This window comes from Parabacteroides sp. merdae-related_45_40 (assembly GCF_001915675.1).
Window position 1 is genome coordinate 1 of record NZ_MNQY01000146.1, and the last position, 15,608, is coordinate 15,608.

A 15,608-nucleotide genomic window follows, 5' to 3' on the forward strand; every position below is an offset into this window, starting at 1 on the left:
TCGCTTAGCCTAGCTAACCTCATCCTCGCTATCACTGAAACTACCTCATCATCATGTTAACTGCCGACCTTCTCGCTCGAATGCGGGTGCAAAAGTAATCCTTCTAATACTAACTTCCAAATGTTTTGAAAACTTTTTTTTCGTTACGCTCTGGATACAAATACTCTATCTTTAAGGTACGTAAGAAAAAATATTGGGATATTATCATGATAAAAAAGGAAAAGTTCCTTTCACCTTCGCCCGAAAAAGTGTGATTTAAGTGATCGCAAAGATTTTCTTTCCGGAGCAAAATCAATCAAACACTGGTCAACCAGTCATTCTTGAACGTATTCGGAAAAGCAGCCGCTTTCCTACTAATAAAAAAGGAGAATGCATCCACACGGACACATCCTCCTTCTTCTCTTATAAACTATATACTCTCTATGTCAACTATTCAAGAACGATCACTTTATATTTCGGAACTAAAATCTTCATGATAGTCCAACCTATCAAATAAGCGACGGCACATACGCAGAAGATAATGAAATAGCCGGCAGGCTTGCCAGTGAAGCCCATAAATGTCATCTGAGTAGCATCTGCATAAACAAACAGATTCCCGGCCACTTTCTGCAAGATCATGGAACCGACACCACCGGCCATACCTCCGATACCCGTAACGGTTGCAATAGCCGATTTCGGAAACATGTCACCGACAGTAGAGAAAATATTGGCAGACCATGACTGGTGAGCTGCACCACCGATACCAATCATGATAACCGGAAACCACGGAGAAATCGTACCCAACGGCTGCGCCAACAGTACCAACAAAGGAAAGAAAGCAAAAATCAACATCGCTTTCATACGAGCGGCATATGGGTTCATTCCACTTCGGTTAATAAAAATCGTCGGCAGTTTACCTCCGTAAATAGACAACATCGTGATGGCATACAAAGTAAAGATCAACCCCATGCCCAACGGATCGGAGGTCTTGATACCGAACTGCGTATTCAGATAAGAAGGAGTCCAAAAAAGGAAAAACCACCAAACCCCGTCCGTCATGAATTTACCGACAACAAAGGCCCAAGTCTGTTTAAACGTGAAACATTGCAGGAAACCGATCTTCTTCTCGTGTTCTTCTTCGACGACGACAATGTCTTTTTCGTTCTTATCCTGTTCAATATACTCCAACTCGGCTTTATTCACATGTTTGCTCTTGTCCGGGGTCGTGTACATGAATACCCACAAACCCATCCAGACAAAACCGAGCGCACCGATCACGATAAAAGCCATTTCCCAACCCCAAGCTTTTGCCAACAAGGGAATAGAGATAGGAGCGACCAAAGCCCCAATAGAAGCACCGGCATTGAAGATCGAAGTCGCATAAGCACGGTCTTTCTTTGGAAAGTATTCAGCCGTAACCTTGATAGCAGCGGGGAAGTTACCTGCTTCACCCAATGCCAGAATACAACGGGCAGCCAGAAAGAAATACATACTCACGGTTGCCAATATCACAACAACATCTCCTGTCGCTGCAATCAATTCGGCTGCACTATTCATTCCGACATAATGTTCGGTTGCAATACCACAACCGGCATGGAGACAGGCTCCGAACGACCAAACACCGATAGCCCAAAGATATCCTTTCTTCGTACCCATCCAGTCGATAAAACGGCCGGCAAACAGCATACAGATTGCATACACAATTGAGAAAACTGATGTTATCGTACCGTAATGGGATTCATCCCAATGGAACTCCGGTTTGATAAATTCATCCCAGGTCAAAGAAAGAACCTGGCGATCGAGGTAATTCACTGTTGTTGCAAAAAATAACATCGCACAGATTGTCCATCTGTAATTTGTCATTTTCTCACTTGCTTTTTGAAATGTGTTCATGATATTAATATTCGTTTTTCATAATACGGGGCAAATATAAGGCATTTTTTTTGTTCTACACAAGTTTGTGTGTGCGAATACACGAAGTATTTTTATTTCTTTCACATCCCACCCCTGATTCTTAGAGGTTTGATTTGCATAAAATAAGCATTTTATGTACGTTTGCCCCTCCAATGTAAACTTTATAAATACCATGATTATTATGAAAAAGATTATTTATCTGGTACTTCTGTCCCTGATAACCGGTCTGGTCGCCCAGGCCCATGAAAAAACAGGCGAATGGAACGGATGCGACCGCTACGATTTCACCTTCAAGGATCGCCAGGCAACCATTGTCGTTCCTAAAAAAGCAGCCAAAGGAAATCCGTGGATCTGGCGTCCGGCATTCTTCGATGCTTTTCCAAGCGTGGACAAAGCGTTACTGGAAAAAGGGTTCCACATTGTTTATTACGATGTAACTCATCTATATGGAAGTCCAAGGGCAGTTTCTCTGGGTACCGAATTCTATGAGAATATGACGGATCTTTATAATCTTTCCGAAAAAGTCACGCTGGAAGGATTCAGCCGCGGCGGTTTGTTCGTCTTCAACTGGGCGGCTCAAAATACAGAGAAAGTGGCTTGTATATATGTAGACGCTCCTGTTTGCGACGTGTTTAGCTGGCCGGGAAGAAAAAACACGGCTTTGTGGAATGATCTGTTGAAGGAATGGAACCTGACAGATGCAGGAATGGAACATTTCAAAGGGAACCCGATCGACAACCTCGCCCCGATTGCAGCCGCAGGTATACCGATCATCAGTGTATGTGGCGACAGCGATCAGACCGTCCCCTACAAGGAAAACATGGATGTCGTACGTTCGCGCTACCTTGCGGCAGGAGGTCCGGTGGAAGTTATCCTAAAGAAAGGGTGCGACCATCATCCACATAGTTTGGACAATCCGGAACCGGTAGTAGACTTCATCCTTCGCCAGCAGCCGGAGTACGAAAAGTATATACATTACAATGTACGTGGCAGCTTGCAAAACTCGTTCCGTAAATTCGAGAAAGAACGCCGGGCGCGGGTTGCCTTCCTGGGAGGTTCCATCACGGAAATGGACGGATGGCGCAATATGATAGAGCGACAACTACAGCAACGTTTCCCTTATACACAGTTCGAATGGGTAGAAGCAGGCATCGGTTCGACCGGGACGACTCCGGGTTCCTTCCGCCTGCAACATGACATCCTTTCGAAAGGGAAAGTCGACCTTCTTTTTGTTGAAGCCGCCGTAAACGACGACACGAATAGATTCAGCGCCCTCGAACAGGTACGCGGCATGGAAGGGGAAGTGCGCCATGCTTTGGAAAGCAACCCGGAAATGGATATCGTCATGTTGCATTTCATCTATGACCCGTTTATCCCGATGATCGCCCGCCGCCAGATGCCGGATGTTATCCTGAATCACGAACGGGTGGCGAATCACTATCTTATTCCTTCGATTAATCTCTGCCAGGAGATCGGCGAACGGATGCAAAACGGCGAATTTACCTGGGATGAGTTCGGCGGCACTCATCCGAAACCTTTCGGCCATAAGTTTTATGCTGCCGCTATCGGCCATCTTTTCGACGAGATGTGGAAAGGAGTTTCGCCGGAAGGGACAATTGCGGCACACGACATTCCGGCCAAGCCGCTGGATGCCTACAGTTATTATAACGGAGACTTCATCGCTCTCGAAAAAGCCCACTTGAACAAAGGTTGGAAATTAGTAGACAACTGGCATCCCGACAACAAGGCCGGCAAGCGGAACGGCTTTGTCGATGTTCCTATGTTAGAAGCTACACGTCCAGGAGACCGACTAACACTGGATTTCCGGGGGAAAGCGATCGGTATTTTCTGCGTCAGCGGACCTTCTGCCGGAATCTTGGAATATAGTGTCGACGGCGCCCCGTTCAAAGAACTGGATACTTTCACTGAATGGAGCCACAATCTTTATATTCCCTGGGTCTACATGCTGGAAACGGAACTGAAAGACACGGATCACAAACTGGTTCTCCGCATATCAAAAAAGAAGAACCCCGCCTCACAGGGAACGGAATGCCAGATACGAAATTTCGTGGTAAACGGCAGATAAAGATTCTCCATTCGACAAAAAGAAGACCTTCTTCTTACATAAGTTTTCGAAAAGGACTATCATACTATCATAATTCGAATATATCTATTGAATATCAATAAGTATAGGAATGATAGTAGCAAATTTGACTATCATGCTACTATCATTCCACAATCATAGTTGTCTGCCACTTTGGGATTTTTCCAAAAGAAACGGACTAATTTAACTAAAAACAGGCAGATCTATTCACAAATACCCTCGTTTTAACAAGATTCCACCCCCATCTGTACAGTCGCAGGACCTGGATATGAAAGGTGGTGAGACCCGGATGTCAAGAGAGACAAGTAGGTAATTACTTTAAAATAAGTCATATGCTTTCGAAAAAAATGTGCTTGTTTTATGATAGCATGATTATAGGAAAAGCAACTTTCATACCATCTATCATTCTACGCTCATTGATTTTTAATGAATTGACAACAAATCATGATAGTATAAAGGTAGTTTTCGCAAAAGAAATCTGCATAGAGACAAAGGGATATTTGCCATCAAGAGCAAAGACTGATATCTTCATCCAAGACATTTTCAAAATCGTGATAGATCTAGCATCATGTATTCGGTTGGATATCATCCCAGTCTGCACCGCCATTCGCTCCGATAATCCAATTAAAGGCATAATGCCGTTCCATGACAACGTCCCCATTCAGCGAAGCAGGAGCTTCTTTTCCATGAACTCGTGCTTCCACACAAGCCCAATCATACCGAAGTGTAATATCGGCAGCATCCAATATTTCGGACTGCGAACGGGAGAAACCTTTCGAAAGCAATCCACCGATACCTTTATGTTGCCAGAAAATAGCAGCCAAAACAGGGACATCAATAATCTCAGACGGATAAGGCAAATCATCCACAACACCTGCCGCCCAAAGCAAAACACCTGCACATTCATAGCGCCATCCGAACAGAATACATTCCTGTTCTTCCGGATCAGGATTATCGATATAAGCAGCTTCGGCCGGTGACAGGTAAGATTCCACCTCGTACAACTGTTCCATCTTATTAAAATAGAACAGGGCTTCTTCCCGTCCCGAACCTCCCGAAAGCATGACTTCCGAATAGACAGCAACGGCAAACAACGCGGCGGCACGTTGCACCATCTCCTTCCGGCTTCTCAAACGGGCTTCACTTTCCAATGCTTCACTACGCAAATATTCCATATAAGGGACATGTTTCTCTTCGAGCAACGCAATCGAACGCAAACGTCTTTCCACATCAGCCTGAGTTTCTTCCTGGTAGTTCTCGTCCAATAAATCGGCATTCCCGACCGGGATAAATTCGGTCAACTGACTTTCGCCTTTGGCAGAGAAGAGGAGTTTCCCTTCACCGGTAAAGATCTGCATGCTCGGATAGAGCAGAAAACCGTTCACGTCTCCGGCAATCTCGAATAAACGGTTCAGGATATAGTTCGTCCGGTCTTCATTGTCGTTCAGATCGAAAGTGATCCCAGTCACACAGTTGAACACACGTATCTGGAGCAAGACATTTTCTTTTAGTCCAACCAATGGCGTCTTCACCTGCGAGAAATAATTGGCCATACCAGATATATGGGAAGCAATAAAGTCCGGCTTGCTCATCCGGTGCTTGATCGAGAAGATGACATGTGTTCCATCCGGCAAAGTCAAGTCGATCGTTTCGTCTTCACAAACAAATTCTTTGGTCATCTCTTCAAAACGTTCCCGGATTGCTTCCACGATACGGTTAGAATCTCCGATGACCGTGTACAAAGTAACATTCGCTTTTTCCATTTTTTACTTTTTTATATCCGAGCCACCGGATGGTTATAGCATTTTACAAAAATAGCAAATTATAAACATCCGCAAAGAAAATGCTGCACCCTTTTTCCTCTCCATTCATCATATTAGAAACAAACACCAGATATTATTATGAACAAGTTACTTTCGACTATTCTATCCGCCGTCTTATTGATGGGCGGATTGTGCCAATCTTCCTGCAGCGATAATGACGACATCAAGCTGACAGGCATAGACGGGCGGCCCAGTGTCCTTCTTTCAAACGGGCTAGTTACCGCTTCATTCATTTACTCTGGCAACCAGTTTGCCGGGATCCAATATCCGGATGGGCAAGCGACTCATTTCAGTCATGAGGAAGGGGAATTATCCGGCATATTCTACACGCCTCCCAAAGATATGGCTGACGGACATGCCTGGGTACATTTTAACAAAATCGGGGACAAAACCTACGAAGTCAGCCGTGGAGGTGAACCGTCAATGGACATAGATTACCGAGAAGAGGTGACACTCGATACAAACGGCTTGCCCGCCAGAGTAACCTTCACCGGTATTTTCCAACAAGGGGCGAACCAAGAAAAACAGATCGAGGAGGGCGATCGGAAATCCGATATTGAAAAACTACCGATAATAACCAAAGAAACGGATATTTTAAACAATCGTACTTGCTCGTTTGAATGTACTTTTGCATGTTTTATCAGATAAAAAAGAAAAAAGATGATTGACATACAAAGTAAGAATGGAAACTCCAAGTTTTTTCTCCTTACCCTGTTAGGGATGTTGACGGCATTCGGGCCATTTGTCACAGACATGTATCTCCCCAGCCTGCCTTCGATGAGAGAATATTTCAAGACAACACCTTCATTGGTACAATTAGGTTTGACAGCCAGTATGATCGGACTGGCGGCAGGAGAAATCTTTTTCGGCTCGCTAAGTGATAAGTATGGGCATCGCTCTCCAATGTTGGCCGCCATGTATCTTTTTATCATTTCCACGATAGGTTGCATCTTTGCTCCCACTATCGAGATATTTGCAATACTGCGCTTGCTACAAGGGATTGCGGGTGCCGGCGGTATCGTAATCTCCTGTTCCGTCGCGACAGATATGTTCACCGGTAAAGAGTTGGCAAAGACACTTGCGATAATCGGAGCAATCAACGGAGTCGCTCCTGTAGCCGCTCCGATCATCGGAGGAGGCTTAACAGAAGGGATTGACAGGAAAGGGATCTTCTGGGTATTACTGGCATTAGGAATTATCCTGCTATTGGGATGCCGGCTTATCCGTCAGATTCCGCCGACCGGAAAACAACACGCTCGCCAGTAGCATAGGCATGCTTGCCCTTTCCATTATCGTATGTATAGCCATGAACCTAAATTGCAATTTCTGGATTTACGAGGGATTGCTAATCACCTTACTATTCATGATGGGCTTCTCTTTCACCTCGACTACCGCCTTGGCTATGGAATGTGAACGTGAACATGCCGGCACAGCTTCGGCTTTATCGAGTGCAGTCGGCTTTGGGTTCGGAGGACTGGTATCTCCTTTAGTCGGATTGGACGATACGATGGTCACGACGGGTATTGTCTTCATGGCATGCGCAACTTGCTCTTTGGGTTGCATACTTTGGGCAAGGAAGATCAACGCATTCCGGGAAGTATCTCCCATCATGCGGAAAAGGGCAACATCCGCACCGGCATAAGATGGAAATCGGCAAGTACTTAAAAACACAAAAGGTTTACACTCAATGTGTAAACCTTTTGTGTGGTCCCACTTGGGCTTGAACCAAGGACTCCCTGATTATGAGTCAGGTGCTCTAACCAACTGAGCTATAGGACCTGTTCAAAGCGTAGCTCTGAAATCGGGTGCAATATTACGATTTATAATCGAGATATGCAAATGTTAAAGTAGAAATCTTACTTTTCTGCAGATTCCTCAGCACCGAACTCCATCAGGTAAGCCTTGATGAAATCATCAATTTTACCATCCATCACACCGTTGACATCGGATGTCTGGAAATTGGTACGATGGTCTTTTACACGACGATCATCGAACACATAGCTACGGATCTGGGAACCCCATTCGATCTTTTTCTTTCCGGCTTCCACCTTTGCCTGCTCTTCCATACGATGTTGCAATTCCTTATCATACAAGATTGAACGCAACTGACGCATCGCATTCTCCCGATTCTTAGGCTGGTCGCGAGTTTCCGTATTCTCGATCAGGATCTCTTCTTCTTCGCCCGTGTAAGGATCTTTAAATTGATAACGCAGACGCACTCCGGATTCCACCTTGTTCACGTTCTGCCCACCGGCACCTCCCGAACGGAACGTATCCCAAGAGATGGCAGCCTGATCGATTTTCACCTCGATCGTGTCGTCGACCAGCGGGGTGACAAAAACAGAAGCAAATGAAGTCATTCGCTTGCCTTGCGCGTTATAAGGAGACACACGTACCAGACGATGCACACCGTTTTCACCCTTCAAATATCCGTAAGCATAGTCGCCTTCGATGTTGAGAGTCGCCGTTTTAATACCGGCCTCATCCCCTTCCTGATAGTTGGCTACGGAAATCTTATATCCATTCGCCTCCGCCCAACGCGTATACATACGGAGCAACATGGAAGCCCAGTCCTGGCTTTCCGTACCGCCGGCACCGGAGTTGATCTTCAGCACACAACTCATCTGGTCGGCTTCCTGACGCAACATATTGCGGAACTCCAGGCTTTCCACCAACTGGATGGCATTGCCATAAGCCTCGTCAACTTCTTCTTCGCTAACGATTCCTTCTTTTACATAATCATAAGCCAACTGCAATTCTTCTGCTGCAGCATGAACCTCGTTATAAAGTTCGATCCACTTTTTCAGTTCTTTTACTTTCTTCATCTGGACTTCCGCCCGTTTGGCATCTTCCCAGAAACCAGGATCATGAGTGCGTAACTCTTCTTCTTCTAACTGGATGGTCTTACCATCTATGTCAAAGATACCCCCTCAGCGCTTGCTCGCGCTCCAACACATTGTGTAGTTGGTCTGATGTGATCATAAAAATTCTTGTTTTTAAATTTGTTCCGCAAAGATACTCAATTTTCCTGACTATCAAAATGTCACAGCTACCCCATCTAAACCGGATTACTACCCCACATATTCGAAGCTTCTTCGTACATCTTTTCGATCGGATCTGCGTATTTCTTCAGAATGACGGAACGACGGAGCTTAAGTGTATCCGTCAGTTCAGCCCCCATCGTAAAAGGTTCGGACAGCAAGGTGAAGCGCTTGATCTTCTCATAAGAAGCCAAGTTCTTCTGGTTTTCCTCAATATGTGTCTCGATCAGGCGAAGGATTTCCTTATTTCGGACAAGTTCTTTCCGGCTACCGACAGCCAGCCCCTTTTCTTCGGCATACTTTTCCAATAATGGATAAGCGGGAACAATCAACGCGCTGACAAACTTACGCTGGTCACCGATAACAGCAATCTGTTCGATATACTGATCGCCGCTCATAACCATTTCAATCGCTTGCGGAGCGATGTATTTGCCGTTCGATGTCTTATATAAGTCCTTGATACGTTCAGTAAAGAACAACGTGTTCCCTTCCATCCTTCCGGCATCTCCTGTACGAAAATAACCATCTTCCGTAAACGCCTTTTCATTTTCGGCCGGCTTATTATAATAACCGGACATCACAGTCTTGCCTTTTACCAGAATTTCGCTATTCTCCGGATCAATCCGTACCTGTACATCTGGCATGACTTCTCCGATCGAACCGAACTGAAATCCGATTTCAGGATAGAAGCAGACGGTCGCTGTCGTCTCGCTCAAACCGTAACCATACACAATAGGGATATTGACAGACTGCAAAAATTCATTGACCGTATCCGAGAGCGGCGCACCGGCCACCGGGAAAAAACGACCACGTTCGATCCCCAACACCCGTTTCAGCAAATTGAAAACAGTCTTATTATACATTTCGAACTTCAATTTCAACCCGAAAGGAGCCGGAATGCTCTTATTTTTATATTCCAGGTTATACTTGCGCCCGGTCTCGATAGCATCCAAAAAGATTTTCTTCATGGTGGAAGATGACGAGTTGATCTTTTCATGCACGCCGGCATATACCTTCTCCCAGAACCGAGGGACGTTGCACATCAATGTAGGGTGTACCTCCGGCAATGTCTTCTGAATCATTTTAGGATCCTGGTTGATCGCAATCGTCACTCCCTTATGCAGGCAATAGTAAGACCACGCTTTTTCAAAAATATGAGTCAGTGGCAAGAAACACATAGAAAGGTCTTTATCCGTCACCATCGGGAGGCGGATATCATGGATACGCATGGCTTCCAAATAATTGGAATGATGGAGCATGACACCTTTGGATTCTCCTGTCGTCCCGGAAGTATATATTATGGTAGCCAAGTCTTCCGGCACCGCCTCGTTCGTACGGATCTTTACCGTTGTCTCGGCATGCGCATTATCGCCCAGCCGCAAAAAATCGTCAAAATAAATCGAAGTCTTGTCTTCCGGGTTCAACTTGACAGCCGGATCAAACACCACCAGGCGCTTCAGGTATTGAGATTCTTTCTGCACCTTGAATGCATTATTGTACTGCAACTGCTCGCCGACAAACAAAGTATGTATATGAGCATCATTGATTATATACTCGATCTGCCCCGGAGAATTCGTTGCATACATCGGAATAGAAACCACACGGTTCGCATATGCCCCAAAATCCGTATAAAAGCATTGCGGCATATTCTGTGAATAAACCCCGATATTATCCTGTACTTCTATCCCGAATTCGGCCATTGCCTTGGCCGTAAGCATAACTTTTTCAGAAAATTCCTTCCAAGATATTTTTAACCATTTCCCGGTTGCATTATCACGATATTTCAATGCGGTACGGGAGCCATATTTTTCTGCCTGTCGATGAACCAACTCGGCATAATGGTAGTAAATCATAATTCTTTGTTTTGAATTGATGTTGCAAAAGTACGGTTTTCTATTCTATTTGTCACGAGATTAGCCCCTTTTTTACACAAAAGTGCCGGATTTGTGCAATATTAATGTTAAATTAGGATAAACATAGTAGTATGTATTGCATAGTACACAGGCAATGCATATATTTGTAGCGTAAAACAAAATAAAAATGAATGCAGAGAACGTAAAATCACAAATGAGAAAGGGAACATTGGAATATTGTATTCTATTGCTTCTCAAAAAAGAGCCGGCGTACACCTCTGACATTATCCAGAAGTTACAGGAAGCTAAATTGATTGTAGTGGAAGGTACCCTATATCCTCTGTTAACAAGACTAAAGAACAGCGAATTGTTAAGCTACCAGTGGATAGAATCTACTCAAGGACCGCCTCGCAAGTATTACCAGCTCACCCCGAAGGGAGAAGAATTTCTTGGAGAGCTGGAAACATCCTGGCAGGAACTGAATGATACAATAAACCACATCAGAAACAATTAAAATCAGAAAACAATGAAGAAGACACTGACAGTTAATTTGGGAGGAACGGTTTTCCACATTGACGAAGATGCATATCAACTACTCGATAAATATCTAGCAAACCTCCGCATCCACTTCCGCAAGGAAGAAGGTTCGGAAGAGATTATGAACGATTTTGAAATGCGTATCTCCGAACTATTCAACGAGCGGGTTCGACTGGGCTACGAAGTGATCACAATCGAACATGTCGAAGAAGTAATCAAGCGTATGGGCAAGCCGGAAGAATTGTTTGAAGGTGAAGAAGAAAAAGAATATAAGGAAGAAGCCAGGACACAAGCTTTTCAGGAAGAAGAGATTCCCAGAGGCCCGAAAAAGCTGATGCGCGATCCGGACAACCGGGTATTGGGAGGTGTAGCCGGTGGTATCGCCGCTTATATGGGATGGGACGTGACGGCTGTACGCCTTGCTATGATCATCCTGCTTTTTATTCCTTATGCACCGATCATCATCTTATACCTTATACTATGGCTGGTAATGCCGTTGGCCCGGACCGCAGCCGACAAGCTGATGATGCGCGGACAAAGCGTCACCCTCGAAAACATAGGCAAAACAGTTACGGATGGCTTCGAGAAGGTCAGCAATAATGTAAATGATTATATGAGTTCCGACAAACCGAGAAGCTTTCTGCAAAAACTGGCGGACTTGTTTGTCGGTGTGGTAGGCTTCATCCTCAAATTCCTGGCCATACTGATCGGAATCATCCTGCTACCGCCATTATTGCTCGTTGCCTTTATATTGGTCGTCGTCACCTTTGCCCTTATTGCCGGAGGCACAGGCTTCCTATATCAATTGTCGCCGTTCGGGGCCAATCTGATAGCGGGAGCACCTATTTCATTGGCCATCATGGGATGCATCGGATTCATTCTACTGATTGGCATTCCTATTTTTGCCCTGGTATATGCAATCTGCATGCAACTATTCAAAGCCAAGCCATTGCCCAATACGGCCAAATGGACGTTGCTGATCTTATGGTTAGTATCCGTAGTGCTGTGCGTCATCTACTTCTACCAGACCGGAATAAACGGATGGAGCACATTACCCTGGTACAATTTCTTCAATATATAATCTATAAAAACAACAGAATCATGAAAAAATCATATTCATTCATACTGGTACTCATACTCATGGCAGGGCTTTTATGCTCCTGCCATATAAACAAGGTTTCCGGTGACGGCAATGTCGTAAGCAAGGAAATCCCGATAAAGGATTACGACGAGATACAAATCGAGGGAGAAAACGTCGACTTCAAATATATGCAATCGGATGACGTTCCCTATCTGAAAGTCGAGACAGACCAAAATATCATGGATCTTCTGGATATCAATACCGATAGCAAAGTGTTGGTTGTCCGCCCCAAAAATAGGCATACCGGAATCAACCCCACCCGCTTTATCGTGATAACCAACTCGACTGCACTGAAAGAGTTCAAAATGGCAGGCGGAGGCAATTGTGATTTAGGCAAAGGTCTCAACGGCAAAAAACTGGAAATTAGATTTGCAGGAGGAGGAACTATAAAAGCCGATTCCATTGCCATCACCCGTTTAGATTGCGAAATCGCGGGTAGCGGCACTGTCTCTCTAAGCGGTAAAACAGAAAAGATGAATATTAAAAGCGCCGGTAGCAGCAAGATCAAAGCGTTCGGTCTGGAGACAGAAGAACTTACTTGCAAAGCGGCCGGAAGCACCCATATCGAAATCACCGCAAACAAGGCAATATCCACCAAAATAGCCGGGAGCGGGACTATCCGATACAAAGGAAATCCGAACATAAAGGAAAAGAGCATTATCGGGAGCGGTTCCATAACCAAAGTCGATTAAAAACCCCAAATAAAATTGCGTATAACGATAATTGTGTGTTAAAAAAAGAAGGCCGTCCTTTCACAAGGGGGGCCTTTCTTCTAAGGTTAACAAATTTATGAGTAAAAACCACTAATGAATCTTTATAAAAAAACCGCTTTCTTCCTCTCAATATTGTCATACAGAGGAAGAAGCGGTTACAAATATACATAAAGTTTTTTACCAAAAAAGACTTTACCTCATTTATTTAAAGGCATTTCTTATCCGTGCAGCGGTGTCTGCGAGCACGTCCTGAGTAACCTCCATTTTCTTTCCGCCAAAATACATATCAGACTCCTTCTGGATCGGAATTAAATGAATATGCGCATGAGGAACTTCCAGTCCCATAACTGCCAAACCTACCCTTTTGCAAGGTATAACAGCTTCTTGTGCACGAGCCACCCGTTTGGCAAATGCCATCATACGTCCAAGCATGGGATCTTCTATGTCGAAAATATAATCGATTTCTTTTTTCGGAATCACCAACGTATGACCGACAGCAACCGGATTAATGTCCAGAAAAGCAAAGAATTCTTCGTTTTCCGCCGCTTTATGACAAGGGATCTCTCCTGCCACAATTCTACTGAATATTGATGCCATAATGTTATATTATTAAATCGATATATCCATAATTTCAAAGCTCATCATGCCGGATGGGACTTTGATTTCCACAATGTCACCGACCTTTTTTCCCATCAGCCCCTGCGCAATCGGAGTACTGACCGCAATCTTGCCTTCTTTCAGGTTTGCTTCCGAATCTGAGACCAGAGTATACGTCATGACTGCATTGTTCTTTGTGTTCTTGATCTTAACCTTGTTCAGGATCTGAACTTCATCTGTTTGAACACGGGTTTCGTCTATCAGGCGGGCATTTGAAATCAAACCCTTCAACTGGGAAAGCTTTGCTTCCATTATGCCCTGTGCTTCCTTTGCTGCGTCATACTCAGCATTTTCAGACAAATCACCTTTGTCACGGGCCTCTGCAATCTGGGCAGATATTTCCGGACGTTTCACTGTTTCCAGATAATTGATTTCAGCTAAAATCTTATCATAGCCATCTTTCGTCATATAGCTCACTGCCATACTAAATCCTCCTATTTATTTAAAATGTTATTATTGATTATTGCATAATAAAAAAAGAATCCCGACCAACTGCTTGGCCGGAACTCCTCTTTCTCTGTATTTTTAGACTTTGCAAAGATAAACGATCTTTTTTAAGAACGCAAATCCTTTTGAAGTGCTTTACAACATGTTAGGACCTATGAATTATGATTTCATCAACGTATAAATTATAATTCACAAATCAAAGTACTGCTTTTACGTCTGCTTCCAGTTTCTTCACGTCTTCGACACGCTTAACCAAGTTTCCTTTGCGATCGAGGATGAAAAGAGCGGGCAATTGTTTTACATTGTACAAACCTGCCACCTGCGAATAAACAGACTGCGGATCGTGGACAGTAACCCACGGCAAATTAGAGGCCCCGTTTCTCCAGAAATGGAAATCACTATCCAACGACACCTGATAAATTTCAAGTCCTTGGTCATGGTATTTTGTGTACAATTCACCCAATGCCATATTCAAAGCCGGCGACCATTCCGTCTGATAAGCCGTAAAGTTTATCAACACCACCTTGCCGGGAGCAACCGTAGACAGTTTTACCACTTCACCCCGAACATCCGGCAATTCGATATCAAGGAATGAAATTTCTTTTGTTTCCACATTGCTGTAATCGACAGGACGTTGCGCACGCAAGACCTTCATGGATTGCAATGTCAGATTGTACAAATGCTTCGAACGCGGACTTTCCGGATAAGTATGATTGTAGCTGGTCGCAACCGCCCCATATGCCTTGACATCTTTCCTGTCATACAAATCAAAGAACAACAAGCCATCGATCTGCTGGAACAAAGCGAAATAGGCGGCTGTGGACATCGGCGCCGAATAAATATATTTCCGGGCGACTTCTTTATAGGCATCGGCAGCAGCCAAAACCTTCATACGGTAGGTCGTATCTGAAATCATCTTATCCTCATATTCCTTCCGTAGACGGCTGATAGCCTGGTTTGCATCCAGTTGTGCCAAAGTGATCGCCTTTATCGCCTTTGAGTTTTCAGACCCTTCCACAGAATAAGAAGTCGCGAAAGTACCAGCATCAGCGACGAAGGATATGGTTTCGGTCGAATCGACCGCGAAATTGATCAGCTGATTGTTCAGACGCAAACGATAAAAATCCGGATACTCAGGACGCTTTTCCGTAAACTTGAACTTCCCGCCGGGAGCTAGCTTGATGGAATCGAGTGTCACCACATTAGAGATTCCGACATTTTCCAAATACATAAGCTGACCATCAGCCCCAGCCACGACTCCCTTCACAGTGAAATCCGAGGAGTTGTTACAAGCTGAGAGAAAGAACATGCACAGTCCTAAAACAGTCAACAGTCGTGTGGATATTTGTTTCATCATATCTTTACTTCTTGTTTTAATCCGCTGCAAATATACATTAAT

Annotated in this window: 12 protein-coding genes, 1 tRNA gene and 1 pseudogene; 6 read left to right on the top strand and 8 right to left on the bottom strand. The window is 44.4% G+C overall.

The features are described 5' to 3' along the window. Positions 1–429 precede the first annotated feature (429 nt). Positions 430–1,872, bottom strand: a complete 1,443-nt coding sequence (locus tag BHV83_RS20910) for an MFS transporter (protein WP_036724789.1) — start codon at positions 1,870–1,872, stop codon at positions 430–432. Positions 1,873–2,026: 154 nt separating this feature from the next. Between BHV83_RS20910 and BHV83_RS20915 the strand changes: the two genes are divergently transcribed. Continuing rightward, complete coding sequence (locus tag BHV83_RS20915; RefSeq protein WP_122206007.1) at positions 2,027–3,979, top strand: SGNH/GDSL hydrolase family protein; 1,953 nt, start codon at positions 2,027–2,029, stop codon at positions 3,977–3,979. 584 nt (positions 3,980–4,563) lie between these two features. Here BHV83_RS20915 and BHV83_RS20920 read toward each other — a convergent pair. After that, positions 4,564–5,760: a DUF4272 domain-containing protein gene (locus BHV83_RS20920; protein ID WP_122206008.1), complete on the bottom strand. Its 1,197-nt coding sequence runs from the start codon at positions 5,758–5,760 to the stop codon at positions 4,564–4,566. Positions 5,761–5,898: 138 nt separating this feature from the next. Between BHV83_RS20920 and BHV83_RS20925 the strand changes: the two genes are divergently transcribed. Then, positions 5,899–6,468, top strand: a complete 570-nt coding sequence (locus tag BHV83_RS20925) for a hypothetical protein (protein WP_122206009.1) — start codon at positions 5,899–5,901, stop codon at positions 6,466–6,468. A gap of 12 nt (positions 6,469–6,480) precedes the next feature. Further along, a pseudogene (locus BHV83_RS20930) lies at positions 6,481–7,462 on the top strand (MFS transporter). A gap of 63 nt (positions 7,463–7,525) precedes the next feature. Here BHV83_RS20930 and BHV83_RS20935 read toward each other — a convergent pair. The 3 genes from BHV83_RS20935 to BHV83_RS20945 all read right to left on the bottom strand — a co-directional run bounded on the left by BHV83_RS20935 (position 7,526) and on the right by BHV83_RS20945 (position 10,714). Then, positions 7,526–7,599: transfer RNA gene (locus tag BHV83_RS20935), tRNA-Ile, on the bottom strand. Between the two features lie 77 nt (positions 7,600–7,676). Then, positions 7,677–8,802, bottom strand: a protein-coding gene (gene prfB / locus BHV83_RS20940) for a peptide chain release factor 2 (RefSeq protein ID WP_121955699.1) whose coding sequence is annotated in 2 segments (ribosomal slippage) — positions 7,677–8,738 and positions 8,740–8,802 — 1,125 coding nt in all. Because the reading frame shifts where the segments join, the coding sequence is not laid out codon by codon here. A 76-nt stretch (positions 8,803–8,878) separates the two neighbouring features. Then, on the bottom strand, positions 8,879–10,714 hold the full coding sequence (locus BHV83_RS20945) for an AMP-dependent synthetase/ligase (RefSeq protein WP_005651458.1): 1,836 nt from the start codon (positions 10,712–10,714) through the stop codon (positions 8,879–8,881). 187 nt (positions 10,715–10,901) lie between these two features. On the opposite strand from BHV83_RS20945, the gene BHV83_RS20950 reads away from it, so the two are divergent. Genes BHV83_RS20950 through BHV83_RS20960 form a run of 3 tightly spaced genes read left to right on the top strand, consistent with a single transcriptional unit; the run spans position 10,902 to position 13,084 of the window. Continuing rightward, entirely contained in the window at positions 10,902–11,228 is a 327-nt protein-coding gene (locus BHV83_RS20950) for a PadR family transcriptional regulator (RefSeq protein WP_005635619.1), read from the top strand. 12 nt (positions 11,229–11,240) lie between these two features. Continuing rightward, positions 11,241–12,332, top strand: a complete 1,092-nt coding sequence (locus BHV83_RS20955) for a PspC domain-containing protein (protein ID WP_005635615.1) — start codon at positions 11,241–11,243, stop codon at positions 12,330–12,332. A gap of 20 nt (positions 12,333–12,352) precedes the next feature. Further along, complete coding sequence (locus BHV83_RS20960) at positions 12,353–13,084, top strand: head GIN domain-containing protein (protein ID WP_022321628.1); 732 nt, start codon at positions 12,353–12,355, stop codon at positions 13,082–13,084. A gap of 222 nt (positions 13,085–13,306) precedes the next feature. Here BHV83_RS20960 and BHV83_RS20965 read toward each other — a convergent pair whose 3' ends face one another. From BHV83_RS20965 to BHV83_RS20975, 3 genes are all read right to left on the bottom strand, one after another. Beyond that, positions 13,307–13,702, bottom strand: a complete 396-nt coding sequence (locus tag BHV83_RS20965; RefSeq protein WP_122206010.1) for an HIT family protein — start codon at positions 13,700–13,702, stop codon at positions 13,307–13,309. Positions 13,703–13,714: 12 nt separating this feature from the next. After that, complete coding sequence (gene greA / locus BHV83_RS20970) at positions 13,715–14,185, bottom strand: transcription elongation factor GreA (protein ID WP_005635609.1); 471 nt, start codon at positions 14,183–14,185, stop codon at positions 13,715–13,717. A 220-nt stretch (positions 14,186–14,405) separates the two neighbouring features. Further along, positions 14,406–15,563 carry a redoxin domain-containing protein gene (locus BHV83_RS20975; RefSeq protein ID WP_036724802.1) on the bottom strand — a complete coding sequence of 386 codons (1,158 nt, stop codon included), beginning with the start codon at positions 15,561–15,563 and terminating at the stop codon, positions 14,406–14,408. Positions 15,564–15,608: the final 45 nt, after the last annotated feature.

Bases quoted from the DNA above. Each gene is read 5' to 3' on its own strand.
- BHV83_RS20910 (WP_036724789.1), bottom strand. From the start codon at position 1,872: ATGAACACATTTCAAAAAGCAAGTGAGAAAATGACAAATTACAGATGG.
- BHV83_RS20975 (WP_036724802.1), bottom strand. From the start codon at position 15,563: ATGAAACAAATATCCACACGACTGTTGACTGTTTTAGGACTGTGCATG.
- greA (WP_005635609.1), bottom strand. From the start codon at position 14,185: ATGGCAGTGAGCTATATGACGAAAGATGGCTATGATAAGATTTTAGCT.
- BHV83_RS20955 (WP_005635615.1), top strand. From the start codon at position 11,241: ATGAAGAAGACACTGACAGTTAATTTGGGAGGAACGGTTTTCCACATT.
- BHV83_RS20960 (WP_022321628.1), top strand. From the start codon at position 12,353: ATGAAAAAATCATATTCATTCATACTGGTACTCATACTCATGGCAGGG.
- BHV83_RS20920 (WP_122206008.1), bottom strand. From the start codon at position 5,760: ATGGAAAAAGCGAATGTTACTTTGTACACGGTCATCGGAGATTCTAAC.
- BHV83_RS20915 (WP_122206007.1), top strand. From the start codon at position 2,027: ATGTACGTTTGCCCCTCCAATGTAAACTTTATAAATACCATGATTATT.
- BHV83_RS20945 (WP_005651458.1), bottom strand. From the start codon at position 10,714: ATGATTTACTACCATTATGCCGAGTTGGTTCATCGACAGGCAGAAAAA.
- BHV83_RS20965 (WP_122206010.1), bottom strand. From the start codon at position 13,702: ATGGCATCAATATTCAGTAGAATTGTGGCAGGAGAGATCCCTTGTCAT.
- BHV83_RS20950 (WP_005635619.1), top strand. From the start codon at position 10,902: ATGAATGCAGAGAACGTAAAATCACAAATGAGAAAGGGAACATTGGAA.
- BHV83_RS20925 (WP_122206009.1), top strand. From the start codon at position 5,899: ATGAACAAGTTACTTTCGACTATTCTATCCGCCGTCTTATTGATGGGC.